The sequence below is a fragment of the Neorhizobium sp. DAR64872/K0K18 genome, from assembly GCF_050500175.1.
Taxonomy (GTDB): domain Bacteria; phylum Pseudomonadota; class Alphaproteobacteria; order Rhizobiales; family Rhizobiaceae; genus Neorhizobium; species Neorhizobium soli.
This window is the reverse complement of the sequence record NZ_CP191446.1, coordinates 1,339,723-1,365,261: the sequence shown is the minus strand read 5'-3', so window position 1 is coordinate 1,365,261 and position 25,539 is coordinate 1,339,723. Positions and strand designations below refer to the sequence as shown.

General features: G+C 59.3%; 22 protein-coding genes and 1 tRNA gene. 12 read left to right on the top strand and 11 right to left on the bottom strand.

The window, feature by feature from the left end:
- The first annotated feature begins 15 nt into the window (after positions 1-15).
- From sseA to ACQY1P_RS11995, 3 genes are all read left to right on the top strand, one after another.
- Positions 16-897: a 3-mercaptopyruvate sulfurtransferase gene (gene sseA, locus ACQY1P_RS12005; protein WP_192086665.1), complete on the top strand. Its 882-nt coding sequence runs from the start codon at positions 16-18 to the stop codon at positions 895-897.
- Positions 898-899: 2 nt separating this feature from the next.
- Positions 900-1,457, top strand: coding sequence for a GNAT family N-acetyltransferase (locus ACQY1P_RS12000; RefSeq protein WP_430256449.1), 558 nt, complete (start codon positions 900-902; stop codon positions 1,455-1,457).
- Positions 1,458-1,527: 70 nt separating this feature from the next.
- On the top strand, positions 1,528-1,992 hold the full coding sequence (locus tag ACQY1P_RS11995; RefSeq protein ID WP_430256448.1) for a DUF1203 domain-containing protein: 465 nt from the start codon (positions 1,528-1,530) through the stop codon (positions 1,990-1,992).
- Positions 1,993-2,002: 10 nt separating this feature from the next.
- On the opposite strand, the gene ACQY1P_RS11990 is transcribed toward ACQY1P_RS11995, so the two are convergent.
- Complete coding sequence (locus tag ACQY1P_RS11990) at positions 2,003-2,704, bottom strand: PadR family transcriptional regulator (protein ID WP_209900661.1); 702 nt, start codon at positions 2,702-2,704, stop codon at positions 2,003-2,005.
- Between the two features lie 272 nt (positions 2,705-2,976).
- Here ACQY1P_RS11990 and ACQY1P_RS11985 point away from each other — a divergent pair, with 272 nt between their 5' ends.
- Positions 2,977-4,977, top strand: coding sequence for a bifunctional 2',3'-cyclic-nucleotide 2'-phosphodiesterase/3'-nucleotidase (locus tag ACQY1P_RS11985; RefSeq protein ID WP_325260894.1), 2,001 nt, complete (start codon positions 2,977-2,979; stop codon positions 4,975-4,977).
- A 35-nt stretch (positions 4,978-5,012) separates the two neighbouring features.
- Here ACQY1P_RS11985 and ACQY1P_RS11980 read toward each other — a convergent pair whose 3' ends face one another.
- A complete protein-coding gene (locus ACQY1P_RS11980; protein ID WP_430256447.1) occupies positions 5,013-5,981 on the bottom strand; it encodes a LysR family transcriptional regulator in 969 nt (322 codons plus the stop codon).
- Between the two features lie 134 nt (positions 5,982-6,115).
- Here ACQY1P_RS11980 and ACQY1P_RS11975 point away from each other — a divergent pair, with 134 nt between their 5' ends.
- The gene (locus tag ACQY1P_RS11975; protein WP_062581389.1) at positions 6,116-6,733 is read left to right on the top strand and encodes an FMN-dependent NADH-azoreductase; all 618 of its coding nucleotides are present in this window, start codon (positions 6,116-6,118) and stop codon (positions 6,731-6,733) included.
- 2 nt (positions 6,734-6,735) lie between these two features.
- Here the strand turns inward: ACQY1P_RS11975 and ACQY1P_RS11970 are convergent, their stop codons facing one another.
- The 6 genes from ACQY1P_RS11970 to wrbA form a co-directional block, all read right to left on the bottom strand.
- Positions 6,736-8,022: a diguanylate cyclase gene (locus tag ACQY1P_RS11970; protein ID WP_430256446.1), complete on the bottom strand. Its 1,287-nt coding sequence runs from the start codon at positions 8,020-8,022 to the stop codon at positions 6,736-6,738.
- Between the two features lie 129 nt (positions 8,023-8,151).
- Positions 8,152-8,472 carry an HlyU family transcriptional regulator gene (locus ACQY1P_RS11965; protein WP_062457634.1) on the bottom strand — a complete coding sequence of 107 codons (321 nt, stop codon included), beginning with the start codon at positions 8,470-8,472 and terminating at the stop codon, positions 8,152-8,154.
- Positions 8,473-8,540: 68 nt separating this feature from the next.
- Complete coding sequence (gene ilvA / locus ACQY1P_RS11960; protein WP_062457637.1) at positions 8,541-9,800, bottom strand: threonine ammonia-lyase; 1,260 nt, start codon at positions 9,798-9,800, stop codon at positions 8,541-8,543.
- 150 nt (positions 9,801-9,950) lie between these two features.
- Positions 9,951-10,850 carry an alpha/beta hydrolase gene (locus tag ACQY1P_RS11955; protein ID WP_062457640.1) on the bottom strand — a complete coding sequence of 300 codons (900 nt, stop codon included), beginning with the start codon at positions 10,848-10,850 and terminating at the stop codon, positions 9,951-9,953.
- A gap of 74 nt (positions 10,851-10,924) precedes the next feature.
- A tRNA-Leu gene (locus ACQY1P_RS11950) sits at positions 10,925-11,010 on the bottom strand.
- A 121-nt stretch (positions 11,011-11,131) separates the two neighbouring features.
- Complete coding sequence (gene wrbA / locus ACQY1P_RS11945; protein ID WP_062581387.1) at positions 11,132-11,731, bottom strand: NAD(P)H:quinone oxidoreductase type IV; 600 nt, start codon at positions 11,729-11,731, stop codon at positions 11,132-11,134.
- A 284-nt stretch (positions 11,732-12,015) separates the two neighbouring features.
- On the opposite strand from wrbA, the gene ACQY1P_RS11940 reads away from it, so the two are divergent.
- The 3 genes from ACQY1P_RS11940 to gpt all read left to right on the top strand — a co-directional run bounded on the left by ACQY1P_RS11940 (position 12,016) and on the right by gpt (position 14,356).
- Positions 12,016-12,804 carry a competence/damage-inducible protein A gene (locus ACQY1P_RS11940; RefSeq protein ID WP_062457644.1) on the top strand — a complete coding sequence of 263 codons (789 nt, stop codon included), beginning with the start codon at positions 12,016-12,018 and terminating at the stop codon, positions 12,802-12,804.
- Positions 12,805-12,924: 120 nt separating this feature from the next.
- A complete protein-coding gene (locus ACQY1P_RS11935; protein ID WP_062457648.1) occupies positions 12,925-13,764 on the top strand; it encodes a universal stress protein in 840 nt (279 codons plus the stop codon).
- A 94-nt stretch (positions 13,765-13,858) separates the two neighbouring features.
- On the top strand, positions 13,859-14,356 hold the full coding sequence (gpt, locus tag ACQY1P_RS11930) for a xanthine phosphoribosyltransferase (RefSeq protein ID WP_092662062.1): 498 nt from the start codon (positions 13,859-13,861) through the stop codon (positions 14,354-14,356).
- A gap of 59 nt (positions 14,357-14,415) precedes the next feature.
- Here gpt and ACQY1P_RS11925 read toward each other — a convergent pair whose 3' ends face one another.
- Positions 14,416-16,056, bottom strand: a complete 1,641-nt coding sequence (locus ACQY1P_RS11925; RefSeq protein ID WP_430256445.1) for a M10 family metallopeptidase C-terminal domain-containing protein — start codon at positions 16,054-16,056, stop codon at positions 14,416-14,418.
- A 30-nt stretch (positions 16,057-16,086) separates the two neighbouring features.
- Positions 16,087-16,233: a hypothetical protein gene (locus ACQY1P_RS11920; protein ID WP_162238148.1), complete on the bottom strand. Its 147-nt coding sequence runs from the start codon at positions 16,231-16,233 to the stop codon at positions 16,087-16,089.
- Between the two features lie 1,071 nt (positions 16,234-17,304).
- On the opposite strand from ACQY1P_RS11920, the gene ACQY1P_RS11915 reads away from it, so the two are divergent.
- Both ACQY1P_RS11915 and ACQY1P_RS11910 read left to right on the top strand, forming a co-directional pair.
- A complete protein-coding gene (locus ACQY1P_RS11915; RefSeq protein ID WP_209900645.1) occupies positions 17,305-21,129 on the top strand; it encodes a vitamin B12-dependent ribonucleotide reductase in 3,825 nt (1,274 codons plus the stop codon).
- Positions 21,130-21,530: 401 nt separating this feature from the next.
- Complete coding sequence (locus ACQY1P_RS11910; RefSeq protein WP_430256444.1) at positions 21,531-22,931, top strand: DUF882 domain-containing protein; 1,401 nt, start codon at positions 21,531-21,533, stop codon at positions 22,929-22,931.
- A 223-nt stretch (positions 22,932-23,154) separates the two neighbouring features.
- Here the strand turns inward: ACQY1P_RS11910 and ACQY1P_RS11905 are convergent, their stop codons facing one another.
- Positions 23,155-23,781, bottom strand: a complete 627-nt coding sequence (locus tag ACQY1P_RS11905) for an outer membrane protein (RefSeq protein ID WP_062457663.1) — start codon at positions 23,779-23,781, stop codon at positions 23,155-23,157.
- Positions 23,782-24,083: 302 nt separating this feature from the next.
- Between ACQY1P_RS11905 and ACQY1P_RS11900 the strand changes: the two genes are divergently transcribed.
- Positions 24,084-24,302 (top strand): hypothetical protein, encoded by a 219-nt coding sequence (locus ACQY1P_RS11900; RefSeq protein WP_062457666.1) that lies wholly within the window; start codon positions 24,084-24,086, stop codon positions 24,300-24,302.
- An 82-nt stretch (positions 24,303-24,384) separates the two neighbouring features.
- Entirely contained in the window at positions 24,385-25,389 is a 1,005-nt protein-coding gene (locus ACQY1P_RS11895) for a ketopantoate reductase family protein (RefSeq protein WP_430256443.1), read from the top strand.
- Positions 25,390-25,539 lie beyond the last annotated feature (150 nt).

Genomic DNA, 25,539 nt, shown 5'->3' with positions numbered 1-25,539 from the left:
GGTAGGAGTTTTGACATGAGCGACACCAGCCGTTTCGTCGTTTCGTCCGAGTGGCTCGAAAACGAGCTCGGAAGCCCGGATTTGAGAATCGTCGACGCCTCCTTCTACCTGCCTGCCCACAACCGCGATGCAGATACCGAATATGCGGCAGGGCATATTCCCGGTGCCGTGCGTTTCGATCACGACAAAGTCGCGGATCATTCCACCGGTCTCCCGCATATGGTGCCCTCGCCCGATGTGTTTGCCGATGCTGTCGGCAAGCTCGGCATCAGCGAGAATGACCGCATCGTCATCTATGACGGTCCGGGCATCTTTTCTTCGCCGCGTGGCTGGTGGCTGTTCCGCATCATGGGTGCGAAACAGGTGTTTATCCTGGACGGTGGCCTCGATGGCTGGAAGGCGGAAGGGCGCGCGCTCGAAACCGAGATCCCCTCGCCGGTTGCGTCCATTTTCGATGCGGAGCTTCGCCTCGACAAGGTCATCGACTACCATCAGATGATGTCGATCGTCAGCGATCGTACAAGCCAGATTGCGGATGCACGGCCGGCCGGACGCTTTACCGGCACAGAGCCGGAACCCCGCGCTGGCATGCGCTCCGGTCATATGCCGGGTGCCGTCAACGCTCCCTCCAGCAGCTTTTCGACAAACGGCAAGCTGAAGACGATACCCGAACTGCGCCAGGCTATTGAAGCCGCGGGAATCGATTTGGGGCGCCCGGTCGTGACGAGCTGCGGTTCGGGCATTACCGCTGCGATCATCACGCTTGCGCTGGAATCGCTCGGGCATGAGGACAACGCGCTTTATGACGGGTCTTGGACGGAATGGGGCGGACGCTCGGACACGCCGATCGAGACAGGACCGGCTAAGCCTACCCCTGCAATCTCGTCGCAGGCGTAACGATGGCGAAAAAGCCCCTACCGCTGAAGGCGCGCGTCACCGTTCTGGAAATGACGGCCGCGCCCAAGACAAGCATACCGATTCCGGCCAACATTCAAACCGCCATCATACGCGCTACCGAAGTGCCGTTGCATTTCTACCGGTACCTATACCGGCAAGTCGGCAAACGCTGGCACTGGTACGATAGGCTGCGGCTGTCCGACGCCGAGCTTGCGGCCGCGATCCACAACCCGCGCTGTTCGATCACGATCCTTCTGGTCGACGGATCGCCAGCCGGCTTCTACGAGCTGAACTCTACTGACGACAACGTCGTAGAGCTGTCCTATTTCGGCCTGTTCGAACGGGCCCTCGGGCTCGGCATCGGCAAGTGGTTCCTGACGCAGGCTCTTTATTCTGCGTGGCAGAACAACCCGGAGAAGGTCACCGTCACCACCAATTCGCTCGACCATCCCCGAGCGCTGCAGCTCTACCAGATGATGGGTTTTTCGCCTGTCTCGACATACGAGGCCGAGATCGTGCCGATGACCAGCGCGGAACTGGTAAAGGTGCTGGACAGCTAGCTCGCGCAAGGATCGGGTGGCGCTTCAAAGCCCGACGGGTCATCTCCTATATATAGAAAAGGAGACGACCATGCCAATCTTCAACGCGATCCCGGGCGACCACGCAGAGCATCTATGGAACGGAGGCAGCGATTCCTACGGACACCAGCCGGAGACCATGATCTCGGATGGTCCCGGATATCCCTGCCGCCATTGCCTCAGGAATATCGACGCGGGCGAAAGCCTGTTCGTTCTTGCCTATCGACCGTTTCCGACAACGCAGCCCTATGCCGAAACCGGTCCCATCTTCCTGCATAAGACGCCCTGCCCACGGTTTATCGCGGAAGAGGTTCTACCGCCAATTCTGGTCAGTCCGGATTACATCGTCCGGGGTTATGGAGAGAATGACAGGATCGTCTATGGCACGGGTGCGGTGACCCCGACGTCCGAAATCATGCGGCGCGCCGAAGACCTGCTTCAACGCGCCGATATCGCCTATGTCCACGTTCGCTCGGCCCGCAACAACTGTTTCCAGTGCCGGATTGACGCGGCTTAGCAGGAGCCCCTTATGCCTGCGGGTCTCCGCCGTCCCGCTCCAGCTTTTCGGCAAAATCGAGGAGCTGCCGCACGAGATCGCCCGCAGCCTTGTCGTTTTGTTCGATCCTGCGAGCCGACACTTCTCTCAGGTTGAGAAGCGCCGCTTCCACACTGCGCGGCAGAGCCGGGCCGCGGTCATGATGTGGCCCCCTGTCGTGATCGCGGTGGTGTTCGTGCCGTTCCTGCTTCAGCTTGATCTTTTCAGCCAGCTCGGACAAGCGCTCGAGGATGGTCGTTGCGAAACTGCGGTTCTCATCGAGATGCGCACGGCCCTCGTCAGTGATGGTGTAACGCTTCTTGTTGCCATCCGCTTCAGCCGTCACGTAGCCGGCTTCCTCAAGATAGGTCAGCGTCGGATAGATGACGCCGGGGCTGGGTGCGTAAAAACCATACGTCATATCTTCGATATGTTTTATGATCTCGTAGCCGTGGCGGGCTTCTTTCTCGATCAAGGCCAGGACGACCAGTCTGAGATCGCCCTGCATCAGAAAGCGACCGATACGTCCCTCGCCATCGTCGCCGAAGCCACGACCACCGCCCGGCCCGCCTTTTCCGCCAAAACCCCTACCCGCAAAGCCTTTGCTGAACGGACCGCCCCGCATGGTAAATAGTCCCTCGAAGCCCGAGCGATCGGCGTTGCAGCTTCTGTGGGTTTCAAATCGTTGAAACATCTTACTCTCCTTTAGAGTATCTTTCGATATATCTAAAGCTAGCACATTTCCGCAATACTGCAAGCTGCCAGATATATCTAAGTCATATCCGTTTGATTTTTGTGGCGGATTTTTTTCGAGCTATCTGCGGCGCGCGGTGCGGCCGATCCGGATTGACCGTCGCGTCGTTACCCGGCAGTCACCGAACTTTCGCCGACCGTCATTTTAGGGATGCGTCCGTGGGCGATTGTGCCTAAGCTCGCCTCCATCAGTGATCCGGAGGGAGATATTAGATGTCGCTTTTCACCAAAGACCTTTTCGAAAATCATGCGGTCTCGCGCCGATCCCTTCTCGGTGGCATTGCGGCCACATCGGCGCTGGTCATGCTCCACCCGTTTGCGGCACGCGCGGCCGCCAACCAGGCGCATCTGCGGCTGATGGAGACGACAGACATCCACGTGCATGTGTTCCCTTATGATTATTATGCCGACAAGCCGAACGACACACTTGGACTGGCCCGTACCGCCTCGATCATCGATTCGATTCGAGCCGAAGCCGGAAATTCGATGCTGATCGACAACGGCGACTTCCTGCAGGGCAATCCGCTCGGGGACTACATCGCCTATGAGCGTGGCATGAAGGAGGGCGACAAGCATCCCGTGATCACTGCGATGAACGTGCTGGGATATGACGTCGGCACGCTTGGAAACCACGAATTCAACTACGGCCTCGATTTCCTGTTCAAGGTTCTTGCAGGATCCGGCTTTCCGCATGTCTGCGCCAACCTGACCAAGGGCCAGCTTGCCTCCAACGCCAAAGACGACGATCTCTTCTTCAAACCCTACGTGATCATCGAAAAGCAGATCCGCGACGGTTCCGGCCAGTCGACCCCGATCAAGGTCGGCTTCATCGGCTTCGTGCCGCCACAGATCATGACCTGGGATAGCAAGAATCTTGAGGGCAAGGCGCAGACGCGCGATATCGTCGATGCTGCCAAGGCCTGGGTGCCCGTCATGAAGGAGGAAGGCGCCGACATCGTCATCGCCCTCTCCCATTCCGGCATCGATGGTTCCGGCCAGAGCGATCGGATGGAAAACGCGTCTCTTTATCTCGCAGGGATCGAGGGTATCGATGCGATCTTCACCGGCCACCAGCATCTGGTCTTCCCCGGCCCGAAGGATTTCGAGGGCATTGCCGGCGCTGATGCCAAGAAAGGTACGCTGATGGGCAAGCCCGCCGTCATGGCCGGGTTCTGGGGCTCCCATATGGGTCTTATCGACCTGTTGATCGAAAAGGATGGCAGCGGCTGGAAGATCGTCGATTCCACCTCGGAAGTCAGACCGATCTATCACCGCGACGAAAATCGCAAGGTCGTTGCCGACGTCAAAGACAAGCCTGAGGTCACCGCGGCCATCAAGCCGGAACACGAGGCGACGCTTGCCTATATCCGCCGCCCGGTCGGCAAGACATCTGCGCCGCTCTATTCCTACTTCGCGCTGGTCGCGGATGATCCGTCGGTGCAGATCGTCTCAAATGCGCAGACCTGGTACATCAAGGACATGCTGAAGGATGGCGAGTACAAGGACCTCCCGGTGCTATCCGCCGCCGCTCCCTTCAAGGCCGGCGGTCGCGGCGGTGCGGATTACTTCACCGACGTCCCGACCGGCGACATCGCCATCAAGAATGTCGCGGATCTCTATCTCTATCCCAACACGGTTCAGGCCGTGCTGATATCGGGCGCGCAGGTCAAGAACTGGCTGGAAATGTCGGCTGGCATGTTCAACCAGGTCAAGCCGGGATCAAAGGATGTTCCGCTGCTCAACGCCGGTTTCCCGTCCTACAATTTCGACGTGATCGATGGCGTGACCTACCAGATCGACCTGTCCCAGCCGTCGCGCTTCGACAAGGATGGAAAGGTACTGGACGAGAATGCTCACCGTATCGTCGACCTGATGTTTGACGGCAAGCCGATCGATCCGGCGCAGAAGTTTGTCGTCGTCACCAATAACTACCGTGCCGGCGGTGGCGGCAAGTTCCCGGAGATCGCCAGCGACAAGGTCATTTTCGTCGCACCCGACACCAACCGCGACGTCGTTGTTCGCTACATCATCGATCAAGGGACGATCAATCCTTCGGCCGACGACAACTGGTCGTTCAAGGCGCAGCCCGGATCCACGGCCCTGTTCGAGACCGGACCCAAGGCGCGCCAGTTTGCCGGCAGTCTGAAGGGGACGAAGATCGAGGATGCAGGCGACGGCGAGAACGGTTTCGCGAAGTTCAGACTGGTTCTTTGAGGCGCCACATCCAGTCGTCCGGCCGAGGACCCGTGTTATTCGGCAGCCTGCCAATACGTCCTTTCCGGCTCCTGCTTCAGGAGTTCGGGAAGGTCATCATGGTTTGGACATGAGGACAGCTTGGCTGCAAACGATTCGATCAACCACTGTCCCGCGGGTCCGGGCGGATTGGATGCCTTTCGCAAGGCGTAGATCGGATATTGCCCCTGCTCGTACGCGTCGATATCCAACGCGACCAGATCGCCGTTGCGGATGTCATCGAGCACCAGGGACGCCGGAAGCCCACCCCAACCAAGCCCACCCTTGATCAGCTGATACTTGGTGGCGATGTCGCTGATGCGCCAGATCTTGTAGGACAGGACGTTGAAGTTACGCCCTGCGGTAAGGCCTGACGCGTCGGTCACGACCAGTTGCGTCTCGTCGCGCACGTCGGCGAGGGTGAGTGTGCGGTTGAGCTTCACCAGTGGATGGTCAGGCGCTGCGACCGGCAAGAGGTAGGAATGACCGATCCTTTCGGCAATCAGCGAATCGTCCTGCTTCAGGAGAGCGCCACCGATGCCGATGCCGGCCCGCCCACTGATGACCTGGCTCATCACCATACCGAGTTCCCCGACGCTGAGGTTGAGGGCGACACTTGGAAATTTCTCTCGGAATTCGCGTAGCTGGCTGACCACCGCGTCGGCCGGCACCATCACGCTGACAGCCAGCGTGATCTCGGCTTCCAATCCCTGAGTGATGCTCTTTGCCCGAGACCGCATGATCTGCAGGTCGGCAACGATCCGCCGCGCATCCATCAGCATCGCCCGCCCGGCCTCGGTCAGTTTTGGCTGACGCGCCCCGGCCCGGTCGAACAACTGAATCTCAAGCTGCGTCTCGAGGTTGGCAATCGTGTAGCTGACAACCGACTGAGCCCGGTTCAGCAGGCGTGAGGCGGCTGAAAAACTGCCGCTTTCGGCGACTGCGATGAAGACCTGCATCTGATCGAGCGTGGGATTCGCGTCCATGTGACCTATCCAGATTTTAGATGGAAAGCTTCGACATTATCCCCATTCCATCGATTGCCGTCTACTCCTATTTGTCTTCTCAGACAGGCGACCTCCAGTCTCCCACCGTCGAGAAATTGATAGGAAACAAAGCAATGCCATCCATCCTTCTCGTGACATCCAGCCCTCGCGGCAACGAATCGCTGTCGACAAAGATTGCTACGGAATTTGTCGACAAGCTGAAGGTCCAGCATCCAGGCGCGACTGTTGTGACCCGTGATTTGGGTCAGAACCCGATCGCCCATCTCGACACCGTGACCACATCTGCGATCCGCAAGCCCGCAGACGCTCGCAATTCCGAGGAAGCGGCAGCAGCGAAACTGTCCGATGAACTCGTCGCCGAGTTGCTCGCCGCCGATACAGTCGTGCTTGCCACGGGCCTGATCAATTTCAATATCTATTCGACGCTGAAAAGCTGGATCGACAACGTTGCCCGCGCCGGCATGACGTTCCGCTACACAGCCGAAGGTCCGCAGGGACTCGCGACCGGCAAGAAGGTCTATGTCGTTCTGTCGGCCGCCGGCATCTATTCGGAAGGCCCGGCCATGGCGATGAACCACGCCGTTCCTTACCTCAAGACGGTTCTTGGCTTCATGGGCATGACGGATGTCGAAGTGATCTACATTGAAGGTACCGCATTCGGTCCGGAAGCGTATGAGAAGGCGATTGCCGCCGCACAGGATCGCACGCAGCAGCTTGCACTGGCCGCCTGATCCTAGACGTCCACACCAGTCGGTGAGACGAGACGCCCCTGACGGCCGTGGACATTGTCCCGGCCGTCTTTCTTTGCGTGATAGAGGCGTTGGTCCGCAACGCCGAACAGCGTGGCGAATGTGTCGCCATCGTCAGACGTGGTCGCCACTCCGATCGATACGGTGATGCACTTGCCATCCGGCCTGATGACAGACGCGCAGATATCCTGGCGAAGCCGCTCGGAGAGCGCCAAGGCTCCTTCGTGGTTCGTGTTCGGCAGGATCAGCACGAACTCCTCGCCGCCGAACCGCGAGAGATGATCGCGCGGCCGCGTTCGGGCCTTGAGCTGCGTTGCCACGTCCTTGAGCACCTCGTCCCCCTTCATGTGACCGAAGAGATCGTTCACGTCCTTGAACCGGTCTGCGTCGATGATCACGAGACTGAGCTGCTGCCGCATGTCGATACTTTGCTTGATCATCGCCGGCGCATCGGCTTCCAGCCGGTTGCGATCGAAAACGCCGGTCAACCGATCGACGCCGCTTGTGGCAAGCAGCGCCTGATACCGCTCGCGAAACGTCAGATCGTGAAAAATGTCGGCAATTTCGCGCCGCGACAAGGCAAGCCTCGGGATCTGTTCGACCTTGAGATAGGCGAGCAGCAGCACGGAATAGATGATCACCGCGAGCATTTTGGCGTACCAACCGCCGAACAGGACCGAAAGCGGCGCGTCGAACAGCAATCGCAGTCCGGAATAGAAGGCAAGCTGGTCAAAGCTTAGAACGATCGCACCGCTGACGGCAAAGCGCAGGATGATATGGCGCCTGAAGATCCGGCCGAAACGCTCATAGAGAAGAATGATGGCGATGGCGTCGATATAGAGAAGCGCCGTGCCCCATACCATGAGTGAGCCCATCTCGTTGAGAAAGACCATGTCGGCAGGTCGTCCGGCGGGAAGGGTGACGACCGGATGCGCCTGCAGAATCTGCGCGATGAGAACCGTCAGGAGATTGCCGAGAAACAGTCCGTAGATGGGCTGGCGCACCGTCGAGGCATCCTCTTTCAAGTACAAGAGGAGGATCATCATCAGCTTGCCCGCGAAGAAGACGGACGATCCGGGCGATACCAGCCCGAACGGCAGCTCGACATAGAAGACCGCCGCGAGGTAGGTCTCCATGAAGTGCATCACACCGAGCGCAGCCAAGAACACGCCAAGGCCAAGCTGGCGCCTGAAATGCAGGAAGGCGGCCATGATCGTGAAATAGACGATCGCTTCTGCAACGAACAGAAAGAGGTTCAAAACCTGCATCATCACGCCTTTTAAGCCTGGCGGACCTCGCGTTCACATCCCAAAGCCATGACTTTGTTAGATAATCGCAACGCCAGTTATGCCGGTAAATTGCTGCGGCGCAATAGAGGATCTCGCGGGACCCACGAACAATCAGGCAGAGCGCGAAACGGCGCCATCCGAGAACAGCGAGGCGCCGTTCTGATCAATGATCTGCTGTGCCTTGCGAACGGCATATTCGGATGCGTCCTCCGCAGAGGTGAACATGTCTGCCCGCACGAAAGTGCGGACGAGTGTTTCGCCAGCGACATCTTTTTCGATGCGGCCGGCAAGCCGGAACTGGCTGCCTTCCTTGATCGGTGCAGGATAGATGCGGCATTCGGCATGCATCTGCGGCTCGGCTTCCCGTGCGGGCGCGGTTTCGGATTTCGGGCCGGAAAACATCGAAAGAAGAGAGGAAAGAAACGAAGCCATGGATGAGTGCTACCCTTTGCTCGGCACCGGCGGAATCCGAAGACCATTCCGGTGCGATTTCGACAAAATCAGATGATCAGGTTGGCAAGGATCTCGTTTTCGGTGATGTCCTCGTAACCAAGCCCCGCCGCCTCGAAGCGCTCGTGCAGACCGGCAAAGTTTCCGGACGCGGTCGTTTCAATACCGATGAGGATCGAGCCAAAGTTGCGGGCCGACTTCTTCAGGTATTCGAAACGCGCGATATCGTCTTCCGGACCGAGCAGGTTAAGAAAGTCTCGCAGGGCGCCCGGACGCTGCGGAAGGCGCAGGATGAAGTATTTCTTCAACCCCGCATAGCGCATCGCCCGTTCCTTGACGTCCGGAAGGCGTTCGAAATCGAAGTTGCCGCCGGAAACGATGCAGACTACCCGCTTTCCGGCCAGCTTCTCGCGGCCGAGCATCTCGAGCGCGGTGATCGACAGAGCACCGGCGGGCTCCAGCACAAAGCCTTCAAGGTTGAGCATCTCCGTGAGCGTCACGCAGATCGCGTTTTCGGGAACGAGCAGAACCTGATCGGGAGAAAATCCCTTCAGCATCTCGAAATTCAGTTCGCCGATCCGCGCAACCGCAGCGCCATCCACGAAGTTGTCGACCTTCGGAAGTGTGACGAGCGACCCGGTCTGGAGGCTGGTCTTCAGGCTTGGAGCACCAGTCGGCTCGGTGAAAATAAAGTTTTCCTTCGCCACCACGTCGGAAAGATAGCCGCTCAGTCCTGACGCAAGCCCCCCACCGCCGACCGGCATGATGACGAGATCAGGCGTTGCGCCTTCCGGCAGTTGCTCGAGGATTTCAGCAGCGACTGTCGCCTGCCCCTCGATGATATGAGCCGCATCGAACGGTGGCACCATCATGCCACCAGTCTCCTCCACATGGGCGCGGGCCGCGGCATAGCACTGGTCAAAGATGTCGCCGACGAGCTTGATGGTGATGTACTGGCCGCCGAAGATCCGCGTCTTGTCGATCTTCTGCTGCGGCGTCGTTACCGGCATGAAGACGACGCCCGGCACTTCGAAATGCCGGCACACGAAGGCAAATCCCTGCGCGTGATTGCCGGCTGAGGCACAGACGAAGGTACGATCCTTTGCCCCGTCGGCGATCGCCTTGCGAAGAAAGTTGAAGGCGCCGCGGATTTTGTAGGAGCGGACCGGAGACAGGTCCTCGCGCTTCAGCCAGATCTCTGCGCCGTATTTACGGCTCAAATGTTCGTTGAGCTGAAGCGGCGTCTCCGGAAAGATCGTCCGCATTGCGGCTTTTGCTTCGTCGACACCGAGCTTCGTCACGCTAAACATCCCAATTCTTCACGATTTCATCCGCTATGCCACACGTGCCGTAACAAGACCAAGGCCGTTTTGCAGACTTTCCGTTCTGTGCGCGTTTTTGGGAACAAAAACATCGATGCCCCAGAATCTTCGGGTAATGGCGACGCGCTCTGCGCGGCACTATTGATGCAGGAGTTTGCCGATGAACCGGGTCGCTTCCGGCAGACCCGAGCGCCAATAGGTCCAGTCGTGGCCACCTTCACGCGCCATGAAACGGTGCGGCACGCCGAGCTTCTGCAGCTTGACCGTCAGTTCCGCATTGCCCACGAAGAAGCTGTCGGACGATCCGCAATCGATGAACAGTTCCGTTTTGCGGATTGCGTCTGGAGGCGTCTTGTCGACGAGATCGAGAACGCTGTTGGCGTAGTAAGGCTGGTTCAGCCGATCCGTGCCACTCAACCCCTCACCCCATGCCTTGCCGTACCGACGGTCATAGCCTGCCTGATCCATCGCTACAATCTGCTGATCGGTTCTGAACGCAGCACTCAGCGCTGCAGCACCGGCAAACAGATCCGGATATTTCAGCGCGTAGGCCATGGCTGCATAACCACCCATGGAGAGGCCCAGAATGCCGCGCGACTTCTTGCCTGCGATCACCGGGAACGAGCCCTCAACGTGCGGAATGAATTCCTTCACGAACATATCCTGCCACAGATATTTTCCGTCGGCATCGTTCATATAATAGGTGTTGAACTTGTTTTCCTCGTCCCGCCGACCCTCAGGCGTCACGGCGATGAAGGGCGGTACTTCGCCGCTTTCGATCAGTTTGTCGAAGATCAGGTTGGCGTTCCCATACCGGTACCAGTCCTGATTCTTTCCATCGCCACCACCGTGCATCAGATAGATGACCGGGTATCGCCGTTCGTCGGATCCGTAGCCTGGAGGAAGATAGAGAGTAAACTCGACATTCTTGCCGAGGATCCGGCTCGCCATCACCTGGCCTTCCTTTACGACGCCAGCCGCGAATGCATTCGCGCTGACGAATAGACCGGCCACAACGATCAAAATTGCCCTGAGCATACGTTTTTCTCCTACCGCTCCTGATGGAAGTAGAGAGCAAGGAGATCAATTCAATTTGGAAAGGTTAAGAATGATGGTGCGGACGACGGGGGTCGAACCCGTAAGACCTGAGGTCGGCAGATTTTAAGTCTGCTGCGTCTACCAATTTCGCCACGTCCGCCTGGTTTCCTGTTTCGTGAAGTTCGCCTTCGACGTCAAGGACGGAAATTGCAGGCGGCGGCAGGTGCGCAACAAAAAAGCGCGGAGCCGAGGCCCCGCGCTTTTCACTTGAAGTGGGCAGATCAGGCGCAGAGCTTGGCTGCAGTCTTTGCAACGTGGGCGCCCTGGAAGCGTGCGCCTTCGAGTTCAATCTCGGAAGGCTGGCGCGAGCCGTCGCCGTTGGTGATGGTCGTGGCGCCGTAAGGCGAGCCACCCATGACTTCTTCCGTGCCCATCTGGCCCTGGAAGGAGTAAGGCAGACCAACCACGGCCATGCCCTGGTGAAGGAAGGTCGGGATGAAGCCGAGAATCGTCGATTCCTGGCCGCCATGCTGGGTGGCCGACGAGGTGAACACGGAGCCGACCTTGCCGATCAGCTTGCCGGCGAACCACAGGCCACCGGTCTGATCCCAGAAATTGCGCATCTGCGAGGCAACCGAACCGTAACGGGTACCGGCACCGACGATGATCGCATCGTATTCAGCGAGCTCGTCCGGTGTGGCGATCGGAGCCTTCTGATCAAGCTTGAAGTGCGATGCCTTGGCAACCTCTTCAGGAACCAGTTCCGGAACGCGCTTGACGGTCACTTCGGCACCGGCCGAGCGAGCGCCTTCGGCGACAGCATACGCCATCGTCTCGATATGGCCGTACGAGGAATAGTAGAGAACCAGTACTTTTGTCATTGTTTTCAATTCCTTTGCAGGTGCTGGAATGATGATCGCAAGGCGGCGACGGACCACGTCACGATCATGGCAAGCAGGACGCTTTCCGATAACAGGCCTTGAGGCTTAGCTAGCGCAGTGTCACAGCACCGGCCAGAGGGCGATCTCTGCACGGACTGTCCACAATTGCTGAACGCGATCGAATGTTTGTCGTTTCATTCGCACGTCAGTTTTTGGATTGAACGATTGCAATCGTTTCCCGGCGCGCGCTAACGTTCCCGTGCAATGAGAAAGCGAGCGCCTCCATGTCCGATACCCTGTCATCCTCACCTACCCTCGTCAGCGCGGCGATGCTCGCCATCGGCGACGAGCTTCTTTCCGGCCGGACCAAGGACAAGAATATCGGCCACCTCGCCGACCTGCTGACGCTTTCAGGCATCGACCTGAAGGAAGTGCGCATCGTTGCCGACGAAGAAGACGCGATCGTTGAGGCTCTGAACGCTTTGCGTGCCCGCTACGATTACGTCTTCACATCCGGCGGCATCGGCCCGACCCATGACGACATCACAGCGGATGCGGTCTCAAAAGCATTCGAAGTGCCCTGCATTCACGACCCGGAAGCGATGCGGTTGCTCGCCGAGATGTACAAGCGCCGCGAAATGGAATTCACCGAGGCCCGCCAACGCATGGCGCGGATGCCGGAGGGTGCCACGCATATTGCCAATCCGGTTTCGACGGCACCCGGCTTCGTCATCGGCAATGTCCACGTGATGGCCGGTGTACCGCAAGTGTTCCAGGCGATGATGGACAATGTTCTGCCGACGCTCAAATCGGGCTCGAAAGTGCTGTCGCGGGCAATTGCCTGCCCTTATGGCGAGGGCGATATCGGGACCCCGCTTGCGGCTGTGCAGAAGGCGCATCCGGAGACCAGCATCGGCTCTTATCCAAAATACGATGGCAAGCGCTTCTCAACCGAGCTGGTGGTCCGCGCCCGCGATCCGCAGGTTCTGAACGCGGCCGCGCAGGCTGTCGCGGACATGATTGCCGATATCGACGGCACCCGGATTGCGGACAACCCGACGGCGGACGCCTGAGAGAGACCTGCGCGAGCTGGCCTTCCCCAAGTCGATCGACCAAGGCCGATCTGGGCATCAAGTAACAATTAGAGACCGGCTTTCGGCTCCCCGGCGCCGGTCAACAAGGGAGATGACGCCATGGCTTACAAAACCATTCTTGCTGTCCTCGACATTCCGCAGAACGCCCGGCAAATGGCGGATTTTGGCGCGGCCCTGGCTGAAACGTTCTCCGCCCACCTGATTGGCGTGCATGCCGAGACGCTTGCCGCCGTGCCGTTGATCGCGCCGATGGAGATCCCCGATCCCGCAGCGGTCCAGGTCCTGCAGGAGGTTGCCCAGAAGGAAACGGCCATGGTCGCCGACATCTTCAACACGGTGTCCACGCGTGAGGGACTGTCGCGCGAATGGCGCAGTTTCGTCTCCTCTGCCGGATATGGCGCGAGTTCGGTGATGGAGACTGCCCGGACCGCGGACCTCATCATTGCAAGCCAGAGCGACCCTTCGCATTCGGATCACCGGGCCGATCTCGAAACATTCCTGTTCGAGAGCGGTCGCCCGATGTTGCTCGTTCCCCACCGGATGACCGCCTTCAAGCCGATCGAGCGTGTTCTGATCGGTTGGAACGGTTCCAAGGAAGCGGCCCGCGCGACCTTCGACGCCCTGCCCTTCCTCAAGACCGCCGCAAGTGTGGAAGTGCTCGTCGTCGACCCGCCGGAGCGCGGCGACCAGACGGCCGAGTTTGCGGGAACCGAGATTGCCACAAGTCTTGCGCGACATGGCGTCAACGTCACTGTCACCACGCGGATCGGTAGCCGCGAGACGCCAGCCAAGGCCATCGAAAACCGGCTTTTGGACGACAGTATCGATCTGCTGGTCATGGGTGGCTACGGCCATTCCCGCTGGTGGGAAATGCTGTTCGGAGGGACGACACGCAGCGTTCTGGATTCAATGACCGCGCTGACGCTTCTGTCGCGATGAAGGGTCGGACCGAAGTCGTCCTACCCACCTTGCCAGAAACATCCGTTTCCCGCTATTAGCGAGAGCCAAAGCAGATCTAAGCCAAGGCTCTCCAATGTCTCTTCCCGAAAAAGCTTTCCCCGTCTCCTGGGACCAGTTCCACCGTGATGCGCGCGCGCTGGCGTGGCGTCTCGCCGGTTTGGGTCAGGAGTTCAGAGCCATCGTCTGCATCACGCGCGGCGGCCTTGTGCCGGCGGCGATTATTTCGCGCGAGCTGAACATCCGCCTGATCGAGACCGTCTGCATCGCGTCCTACCACGACTACGTCAACCAGGGTGAGATGAACCTTCTGAAAGGGATTTCGCCCGAGCTCTGCGAAGACGGTGGGCTTGGCATCCTCGTGATCGACGACCTGACCGACACCGGCAAGACAGCCTCCGAGGTGCGTGCCATGCTGCCAAAGGCGCATTTCGGCTGCGTCTATGCAAAGCCGTCGGGCGTGCCGATGATCGATACGTTCGTGACCGAGGTCAGCCAGGATACGTGGATCTATTTCCCCTGGGATATGGGCTTCACCTACCAGGAGCCGATCGCCAAGGGCCACAAGGGCTGAACTGCCATACGACATCCAGACCGGCTCACCCGTGCCGGTCTGTCTTCGCGCAACCGGCTTCAGACGATCAGGAAATCCTGATAGCTCAGCGCCAGGCTCTTATCGAGATGCGCGATCATGATCGAGCCGCCGGACTTGCTGCCGTTGGCATCGTAGAACAGATTTCCGGTATCGGTTTCGTAGACCAGAAAATCGTTGCTGTCCTTGGCCGCCGGCGACGTGCTTTTCAGGAAATTGCCGCTGGAAATCGCTCCGTTCCTGGTGAAGGCGGTAAAGATCGCGTTCTCCAGATCGATCAGATCGTCCACGACCGAGAAGTCGGTGATCGTATCGACATTCGTTGAGCTGTTCAGCGCCGAACTGAAGACGAACGTGTCCTTGCCGCTGCCACCGGTCAGGGCATCGTTTCCGGTACCACCGATCAGCTTGTCGTTGCCGCCGTTGCCGATCAGCTTGTCTTGTCCAGCCCGACCTTCGAGGATGTTGGCGACCGCGTTGCCGACGATGACGTCCACGCCCTTGCCGCCGATCGCGTTCTCGATCACCGTGCCCCGCGACAGCGAGAGATTGTTGATCCCGCCCGAGACGCTCGAGAATTCCTCAGCATTGAGGTCGATCCGCTGGTTTCCCGACGCCCAGCTGAAATTCAGCGTATCGCTGCCGCCGGTATCGACCAGGTTCATCGCGACATCCTTGCCGAGGAAGTCGGACTTCAGGTCGTAGGTCGTGTTGCCCGAACTGATCGCCGTGGTCCCGTAGAGGTTGCGGATGGCAAGGACGTCCACCATCATCGGCGTGATGGAAGTGGTGCCGGAGCCACCGGCCCAGACACTGACCTGATCGTCGAAATAGGACATCACCGTCAGTTGTGAGGAATCGTTTTCGAACCGGTTGTCTATGCCCCAGGTGGCGTTGCCGTCATAGTTGCCCGCATGGCCGAGCCCCAGCGCATGACCGATCTCGTGCACATAGGTGGACATCGTGTAGCTGTCTGCGCCCGCGCCGTAGTCGGTGATCCAGCTTGCCGCCACATTGACGAAAGACGCCGTGGTGAAACCGCCGATGATCGACGTCGATCCGCCGTAAGCGCCGCCCTCCTTGTCGTCGAAGGAGATCTGTGCCGAACCGGACACGAACTTGAACTTGATGCCGGAGGCTTCCGTCCAGGCAGTGAGAGCCCACTTGGCCAGCTGCTGGCCCTGGGTGGTCAGCGCACCGATGTTGACGGTCAATGTGCCGCCGGCCGCGATATTGAACTTGAAGGGCGTGCCGCCGTCGCTGGTCCAGAAATCAGTGGTCAACTGCTTGGCGATCGTATCGTAGCTTGCGAATTTCGGGGCGGTAACAACCGTCGTCTTCAGCGCATAGTCGCCTGACCATTCGTCGTCGTGACTGCCGACGCGGATATAGTAGGTGCCACTCTTTTCGGCAAAGACGCTGAGCGTCGACTTCTCGAAGTCCGTGTCGAGACTGTTCTCGTCGATATCAATCGCGATGCCGTCCGCGTCCATGACCTGCAGACCGGCCCAGCCGACCGTCCCCGACATGTCGAACTGATAGGCTTTGCCTGCCGTGAGCGAGACCTTGATCCAATCGGCATCTCCGGTCGCCAGCGCGCCGGTGAACGTGTCGCCGGCAGCGATCTTGTAGGCCGTGGAACGGCTAGCCGCTGCGTCAGTCTCTTCCGTGTAAGTCGCCATTCAAGTCTCCCCCGGCCTTCCTGTGGCCATTCAAAATCCTGATGCCTCGACAAGCTGCCGGGCAAATGCCTTCAGAATATCGTCATTCAAAGCCGCGTCCGAGACGACGGTCGTCACGACCGGTCCGGAACGCCAGCCAGCAGCTCCGTCTGCCTTCCAGCGCAATCTCGCAGACACGCTGTTTGTGCGAGCGCGCGTCACCTCGAAGACGAACTGTCCATAACCAGGTCCTCGACCCGTCATCTGCTCGACTGTGGAGCGGACAGCATTACAGGCGGATCTCGAAACTGCAGTATCCATGGTATGCGCAAATTCGCAACGATACGAAGGTCGTTGCGTCGCATCGGCAAACGCGGGGAGCGAGCCGGAGGTACAGATCAGCGCGAGCCCGAGTGTGCGAAAGATTGCCTGACGACTATGCCGCGCAACGACGTCGCCGAACATCACGGGCTCCCTCTTTTGAACTCGCTTTTTGCGAAACCTACTTCCATCCCGGTTAGATATACGAAAACCGTTTACGGTACATTTGCGGAATACGAGGGATGAGAAATCGGAGCGATGGACTTACCCCTGCAAGACGTGCCGTTTGGAAACATTTCCGGCTGTCAACAGAGCGAACCGCATTTTCCCAACCTCGAAAATAATCCGAAATTGTCGCCAGTGTCACACAGATGCTTCAGAGCATAGGCAAAGTCCCTGCTTTACAGGCGTCGCACTGTCGAAGCAGTCCTGATCGCGAACGCCGTCCAATTGCGTGAACTTCGCGCAGTCCGGTACTTGACGTCGTAAATCACTGAGATTCCTCAACGTTTTTTCTTCCCCGTTATCCACAGCCAAACCTACAATATCTTGTGGTTACGAAACCACTAACAACTACGGCTTGACGAATCTCCCATGGAGGTCGACATTGCCATCAGGTTGCGGCGGCGACTGGACCGGGAGTAACGAGGCCGGTTCTTTTTCGAGTCAAAATGGGTTTCCTGCAGGTCGTGGCGGTTCTTGAGGATCGCCTGGTGACGGATTTCCATGGCCGCTCGATGGTCTGCTGAAACGGTGCTGGCGCTGGCGGAAAGAAACTGTTAATACTATATTTAGTGTTTGCAGCCACCATCCATCACAAGATACAGACATGCCATCCATGATGTTTCACTGGGTGATAAAATTTTGACCGGCTGCCCATGATGGCGAGCAGCCGGCATGAACACGTGCGCCCCATCGAGTGGCGCCTCACTGACGAGGGATTAGGCAATGCGCATCGAACGTCGTTTCACCAAGCCGGAAACGGGCGCCTACGGAGAGATCGAATTCCGCAAGGCAACCAGCGAGATCCGTAATCCGGATGGCTCGATCGTCTTCCGGCTTGCGGATATCGACGTGCCCACGCAGTTCTCGCAGGTTGCGACGGACGTTCTGGCGCAGAAGTATTTCCGCAAGGCCGGCGTGCCTGCGCGCCTGAAGAAAGTCGAAGAAAACGACGTTCCGTCGTTCCTCTGGCGTTCGGTTGCCGATGAAAAGGCGCTGCGCGATCTTCCCGAAGGCGAGCGCTACGGTTCGGAAATCGATGCGCGCCAGGTGTTTTCGCGTCTTGCCGGTACCTGGACCTACTGGGGCTGGAAGGGCGGCTATTTCACGTCGGAAGACGACGCGTCCGCGTTCATGGACGAGCTTGCCTATATGCTTGCCACCCAGCGCGTTGCGCCGAACAGCCCGCAGTGGTTCAACACCGGCCTGCATTGGGCCTATGGCATCGACGGTCCCGGCCAGGGCCATTTCTATATCGACCCGTTCACCGGCAAGCTGACCAAGTCGAAGTCGTCCTACGAGCATCCGCAGCCGCATGCCTGCTTCATCCAGTCGGTCGGCGATGATCTCGTCAACGAAGGTGGCATCATGGACCTGTGGGTTCGCGAAGCCCGCCTGTTCAAATACGGCTCCGGCACCGGCTCCAACTTCAGCCATCTGCGCGGCGAAGGCGAAAAGCTTTCGGGCGGCGGTCGCTCCAGCGGCCTGATGAGCTTCCTCAAGATCGGTGACCGTGCAGCCGGCGCCATCAAGTCGGGCGGCACGACGCGCCGCGCGGCGAAGATGGTCGTGGTCGATATCGACCATCCGGATATCGAGGAATACATCAACTGGAAGGTCAAGGAAGAGCAGAAGGTTGCCGCCCTCGTCACCGGTTCCAAGATCGTCAGCCGTCATCTGAAGGCGATCATGAAGGCTTGCGTCAACTGCGAGGCCGATGGCGACGAGTGCTACGACCCGCTGAAGAACCCTGCCCTGAAGCGCGAGATCAAGGCTGCCAAGAAGGACCAGGTTCCGGAAAACTACGTCAAGCGCGTCATCCAGTTCGCCCGCCAGGGCTACAAGGATCTCGAGTTCAAGACCTACGACACCGACTGGGATTCGGAAGCATACCTCACTGTCTCCGGCCAGAACTCCAACAATTCCGTTTCGCTGAAGGACGACTTCCTCAAGGCGGTCGAGAATGATGGCGACTGGAACCTGACCGCCCGCAAGGACGGAAAGGTCATGAAGACGCTGAAGGCCAAGGATCTGTGGGAACAGATTTCCTATGCCGCATGGGCGTCTGCCGATCCGGGCATCCACTTCAACACGACGATGAACGACTGGCACACGTCGCCGGCCGGTGGACCGATCCGCGGCTCGAACCCGTGCTCGGAATACATGTTCCTCGACGACACGGCCTGCAACCTTGCCTCGCTGAACCTTCTTCAGTTCAAGAACCCGGCGACGAAGAACATCAACATTGCCGATTACGAGCATTCGGTCCGCCTGTGGACCGTCGTTCTCGAAGTCTCGGTCATGATGGCGCAGTTCCCGTCCAAGGAAATTGCCGAACTCTCCTACCAGTACCGCACGCTCGGCCTCGGCTATGCCAACATTGGTGGCTTCCTGATGTCGTCGGGCATTCCGTATGACTCGAAGGAAGGCCGCGCCATCGCCGGCTCGCTGACCGCGATCATGACCGGCGTTGCCTATGCGACGTCTGCCGAAATGGCCGGCGAACTCGGACCGTTCGCAAATTTCGCGCCGAACCGCGAAAGCATGCTGCGGGTCATCCGCAACCACCGCCGCGCAGCTTACGGCGAAACCTCCGGCTACGAGCAGCTGTCGGTCGATCCGGTTGCGCTGATCCACTCGGAAAACCCGGACCAGGATCTCGTCATCCATGCAAAGGCTGCCTGGGACAAGGCCCTGCAGCTGGGTGAAAAGCACGGCTATCGCAATGCCCAGACGACCGTGATTGCGCCGACAGGCACGATCGGTCTCGTCATGGACTGCGACACGACTGGCATCGAGCCCGACTTTGCGCTGGTCAAGTTCAAGAAGCTCGCCGGCGGCGGCTACTTCAAGATCATCAACGGTGCCGTTCCGGAAGCGCTTCGCAGCCTCGGCTATACCGAAAGCCAGCTTGCCGAGATCGAGGCCTATGCGGTCGGTCACGGCAACATCAACCAGGCTCCCGGCGTCAACCCCGGTTCGCTGAAGGCAAAGGGCTTCTCCGACGAGAAGATCGCTGCCATCAACGGCGCAACCAAGGCTGCCTTCGACATCAAGTTCGTGTTCAACCAGTGGACGCTCGGCACCGACTTCCTCAAGGAGACCCTCAAGGTTTCCGACGAGCAGCTCGCCGACATGAGCTTCAACCTGCTCGAGCATATCGGTTTCTCGAAGAAGGACATCGAAGCTGCCAACATCCACGTCTGCGGTGCGATGACGCTGGAAGGCGCACCGTTCCTCAAGGACGAGCATCTGCCGGTGTTCGATTGCGCCAACCCGTGCGGCAAGATCGGCAAGCGCTACCTGTCGGTTGAAAGCCACATCCGCATGATGGCGGCGGCCCAGCCGTTCATCTCCGGCGCGATCTCCAAGACGATCAACATGCCGAACGAGGCAACCGTCGAAGATTGCGGCGCAGCTTACATGCTGTCCTGGAAGCTGGCTCTGAAGGCCAACGCCCTCTACCGCGATGGTTCGAAGCTGTCGCAGCCGCTCAACGCCTCGCTGATCGACGAAGACGATGCAGAGGACGCGATCGAGGAGCTGATTGCAGCACCAACTGCCGCACAGGCCGTGACGATCACCGAAAAGATCGTCGAGCGGATCGTCGAACGCGTCACCCGCGAACGGGAAAAGCTGCCAAACCGCCGCCAGGGTTACACCCAGAAGGCCAATGTCGGCGGACACAAGGTGTATCTGCGTACCGGCGAATTCGGTGACGGCCGCATCGGCGAAATCTTCATCGACATGCACAAGGAAGGCGCCGCCTTCCGTGCGATGATGAACAACTTCGCCATCGCCATCTCGCTCGGTCTCCAGTACGGCGTGCCGCTTGAAGAATATGTGGAGGCCTTCACCTTCACCAAGTTCGAGCCGGCCGGCATCGTGACTGGCAATGACGCGATCAAGAACGCCACGTCGATCCTCGACTACGTGTTCCGCGAACTGGCCGTGTCCTATCTCGGCCGTCACGATCTGGCGCATGTGGATACGTCGGACTTCTCGCAGACGGCACTTGGCAAGGGTATCGAGGAAGGCAAGACCAACCTTCTCTCCACCGGCTGGACGCGCGGCTACAAGCCGACACTCGTCTCGGGTGGTTCCGACCGGTTGGCCGGCAACGAGCCGAAGGGTTCGGCAGGGGGCTCCGCGGCAAAGGCCTCGGTCGGCAGCGGCGGCGGCAACGTCACCTCGTTTGCCGGCTCGGCTGCCCGCAAGCTCGAAACCACGCTTGCGATCTCCACATCGGAAGTCGTGTCCTTCAAACGCGACTACGAAGAGCGGCCTCGCGAAGTGGCAGATGACATCGCCGACGAGCAGCTTGCCGACGAAGGCCAGCAGGTCGCAACCGCCCTCTTCTCCGACAAGGCTGAGGCAGACGCTGCCGCTGCCAAGGCGGAAGCCAAGAAGAAGGAAGCCGATCGCCGGATGAAGTCGATCATGCAGGGCTACACCGGCAACATGTGCACCGAGTGCCAGAACTTCACCATGGTCCGCAACGGAACATGCGAAAAGTGCGACACCTGCGGCGCAACGAGCGGCTGCAGCTGATTTGAGACGGGATTGGTGAGCGGCTAGCCCTCACCTGAGCCAAATTAGTCTAACCTGATCCCCGCACTGATGATGTTCAGTGCGGGGATTTTTCTTGCGGCCTTTTCCTCAAACACTGAATAAACGCTGTTCGTAGCTGTTCCCTCGAAACAGTCTTTCCCGTGTATGCCAAAAGCGAGGAACCGAGCTTAGAGCGCTGGCGACCCACGGCCAGCAACGGCATGACCTGCAATCCTGTTTGACGCTCGCGTGGCCCACCCCACTTCACAAAGCCGTGTCACCGCACTTCGCCTTGCGGGCATCAACCTCCCGTTAGCTTTTCGTTGACCATAATGGTCCCGTATTCGCCGGGCTGCGGTTTTCGCATCCCGCTGTCACAGTTTGCGTAAAGCGGGTTTGTCGTGTCCCAGTCTCTGTCGATTAAGTCTGTACCCGGTGCTGCACGCGCACTTGTGAACCTCGCCTCGCAAGCGGCCGGCAAGGCTGCACGGTCTGCGGGCGCAGCCGGGCTTGCGGTGGCGGCTTTGTTGGGATCGGCGTCGTTTGCCTTTGCCGAGGATCGGTCTCTCAAGCTCTATTTTACCCATACGGGCGAAAAGGCGACGATTACCTACAAGCGGGACGGCAGGCTAGATCAGAAGGGTCTTGCCCAGATGAACCGGTTCCTGCGCGACTGGCGCCGCAACGAGACGGCGCGAATGGATCCGAACCTGCTCGATCTCGTCTGGGAGATCTACGAGCGTTCCGGCACCAACAATTACATCCACGTCGTTTCGGCCTATCGTTCGCCTGCCACCAACAACATGCTGCGCGGTCGCTCACGCTCCACCGGGGTTGCGCGCAAGAGCCAGCATATGCTTGGCAAGGCGATCGATCTCTACATTCCCGGTGTCAAGCTTTCGACGCTGCGGGCCATCGCAGTTCAGATCCAGGGCGGCGGCGTCGGTTATTACCCCACATCCGGCTCGCCCTTCCTGCATGTGGATGTCGGCAATGTCCGGGCCTGGCCACGACTGTCGCGGCAGGAGCTGGCGCGTATCTTCCCGAACGGCAGAACCATTCATGTTCCCGCCGACGGAAGACCGCTCCAGGGCTATAGCGTCGCGATGGCCGACCTCAAGCGCCGTGGCAGCGGCAAGTCGATCGCTATTGCGCGTGCGACCATAGATATCGAGGCCGACGATGATGCAGGTGCCGGAAAACGGGTCGGCAGCGGCCTGATCACCGCGATGCTGCCAACACCACGCAGCCGCGCGCTTGCAGCACTCGACGAGCAGACGACGCCACGGCCATCGGCGCGTGCGACGGTTGCCGTGGCGCCGGTACCCGCCTTTGCCGATCTCGCATCTCTCGCAATCCCGGCCCCGGGCCTGCGTCCGGCGGCTGCAACCGCGTTATCGGCTCCTGCCGCCGTCATCGAAACCGCCTCGCTCGGTCCGGCACCGACGGCCGCATCGGCGTCCGCGCTCGGAAACAGCATGCCGATGCTGCCGCGCCCTGCACCGGGCTTCGTACCCGCCCTCGCTCTTGCGGCGCCGGCGAAAGGGCTTCCAGAACCAAGACACTCGCTGGCATCGCTGCCGATCACCGGGCCGCAAATCGATCCGGAAGACGAATTCGATGGCGAAGACGTTTTGATCTCCTGGGCGATTTCGCCCCCCGGCGCATCGACCGGAATGACCGCGCCGCTCGTCGTCGGCCGCACGCTGACGGATCTGACTGCCAAGCCGGACAGTGCCGAGCCTCTGCCGCTCGGTATTGCTGAAGAGTTCGATCACAGCCGGTTCTGGTCGGACGGCTGATCGGCCACCGGTTCAGACCCATCGTTTTCATAGCGATTATGAAAAAGGACCGCGATTGCGGGCCTTTTGAGTTTATGTAATGAGCGATGGGGCAGAAGCTGTGGCTCGCAGCGTTTCCCGACAGACATCGATAGGCAAACCGTTGAGGCGGCTAAGCCCAGATCCCCAACGAAAAAAGGCCCGCGTGAGCGAGCCTTTTCCGTTCCGGGTGTGACCGGATTAATCAGAACCTGTAGTTCACGCCAGCGGTAACCGAGTGGTCGTGAACGTCCTTACGGGTTTCGACGCCCTGGTAGGAGCTCTTGACGTTGTCGGTCATGACATAGTTGTACTCGACGCGGGCCGAGATGTTGCCGGTCAGCTTCTGCTCGATGCCGGCACCCAGCAGGAGGCCAGGCTTCCAGCCGTCTGGGCCGGTAACATTGTCACCATCGCGATACTTCGTCATGGCAAGACCGGTCGTGCCGTAAAGCAGCGTCTGGTCGAGCGGAACACCAGCCTTGACCTTGGCGGCCATGCGATGACGCTCGGACAGCTTGCCGCCGCGGGCCTTCACGTCGGCATCGCCGAGATAGGAGTAATCGAGTTCGCCACCAACGATAGCGCCGCCCAGGTCGTGGTTGTAGCCGCCGTGAACGCCGAGGTTGAGGCCCTTGCCGCTGGCAAACGGGTTGATCCTCGGCGACGTTACACCGCCGTGTCCACCGACATAAGCACCTGACCAACCGGCCGGTTCGCTCGCAGGTTCGCTGTAGGCGGGCGCCTCATAGGCGCTGGTGAGATCCGCAGCCATAACGGGGCTGGCGGCAAAGGCGGCGACGAGCGCCAGGGCAAGTGTCTTCTGGGTCATTGCGTTTACTCCATACAAAGCCTGCAAGTGGCGGATGCGCAGGCGATACAACCGGCTGAAAGCCGCGGGACGATCCAGGCAACCCAGCCCAGATAGCGAGGACAAACCCGCACCGTATTGCGATTTATTTTCACGAATTCATAAACGCATCGTTAACTGCGACCGTTCGCAACGACGTTTGTGCGATATCTTCAGATCACGATATCGGGATGCCAGAAAGCCCGCAAAATCGACGTTTTTTGGGAACCTTTTCGGGGGTCGTTAAATTGGATAGATTCAACCATCACAGAGGAGAACCGCACATGCTGACGAATACCGCACGGCAGTCCGTCCCGTCGCCGGAGGAGAATGTCCTGACCGTCCAGGAAGCGCTCGAGCCGCTGTTTCTTGCGCTCGAGGAAGAGGCGGAAGTAAGGATGATTGCAGCGGCCCTGAAGGCCGGCTGGACCGCGGAAGAGGCTGTCACAGCAATCGACGAACTGCGAATGAACGAACTGCTGCCGAACAACCCCTCGCACTAGGACAGGCCGAAATTATCGGTCGCCTCGCTTCTACCGCTCCCCTACACTGCTTCCAACTTACGTCGGAATGCAGCGAGGACAGATGACGTTCAGAAGAATTTGCGTATATGGCGCGGGCGCGCTCGGAAGTGCATTTGCCGCAAAGATAGCGGCGGGATCAGGAGCCGACACGGAGCTGTCGGTTGTGGCGCGAGGCGCACAGCTTAAGGCAATCCGAGAGAACGGGTTAAACGTCGTTTATGAAGACACGGGCATCGATCCGGTCCGCGTACTCGTTGCCGCGACGGATGATCCGTTCAGTCTGCCTCCACAGGATCTTATCATTACCGGTTTGAAGGGCCATCAGCTCGCAGCCGCAACAGATGGTCTGGCGGCACTGCTTGGCGAAAGCACGCGCCTCGTGATGATCCTGAACGGAATTCCTTGGTGGTATTTCCATGGGGACATGGAAAGCGGCTTTGGAGGCCGGCAGATCCCCGAGCTCGACGCAGACAGTTGCATCTGGAACGCCATCGGTCCGGAACGCGTGATCGGTTGCGTCGCGTATCAAGGTGCAGAAATCATCGAACCCGGCAAGACACGCCTGAACGGCAAAGGCCACTTCTTTCTCGGAGAACCCAGCGGCGAGATGTCCGACGACCTGTCGGCGATCGTGGACCTTTTCCAGCGCTGCGATCTCGATGCCAAGGCAACGCCGCGGATCAGAGACGAGATCTGGGCGAAGCTTCGTGGCAACGCCGCCTTCAATCCCATCAGCGCCCTCACCCGCGCCTTGATGATCGACATGATGTCAAACCCGGATATCGCCGAAATCGTTCGGAAAATCATCAACGAGGTTCAGGCCGTCGGCACCGCCTTTGGTGCGAGGTTCACCCAGACGGCCGATGAAATGTTTGCGAGAGCGCAAGGTTTCGGGCCAGTAAAAACCTCGATGCTTCAGGATCTACTTGCGGGCAAGGCGCTGGAGATCGTGCCGTTGACGGGCATGGTCGTGTCGCTCGGAAAACTGGCCGGCGTGCCAACGCCTGTGTGCGAAACCATCTTTGCGCTGACCGCTCAACTGGACCGCCAGCACCTCACAAACTGAATCAAATCGCTCTCGACCTGAGTCCGGAAATCGCTTCAAGTCTCTGTAGAGAAAGCTTTTTACGAAACCAGAAAAAGAAAAGTCCCGCTGCGGGGAGCAGCGGGACCAGGTAGATTGGAGGTCAAATATTTTGTCGTTTTTGGGCGACGC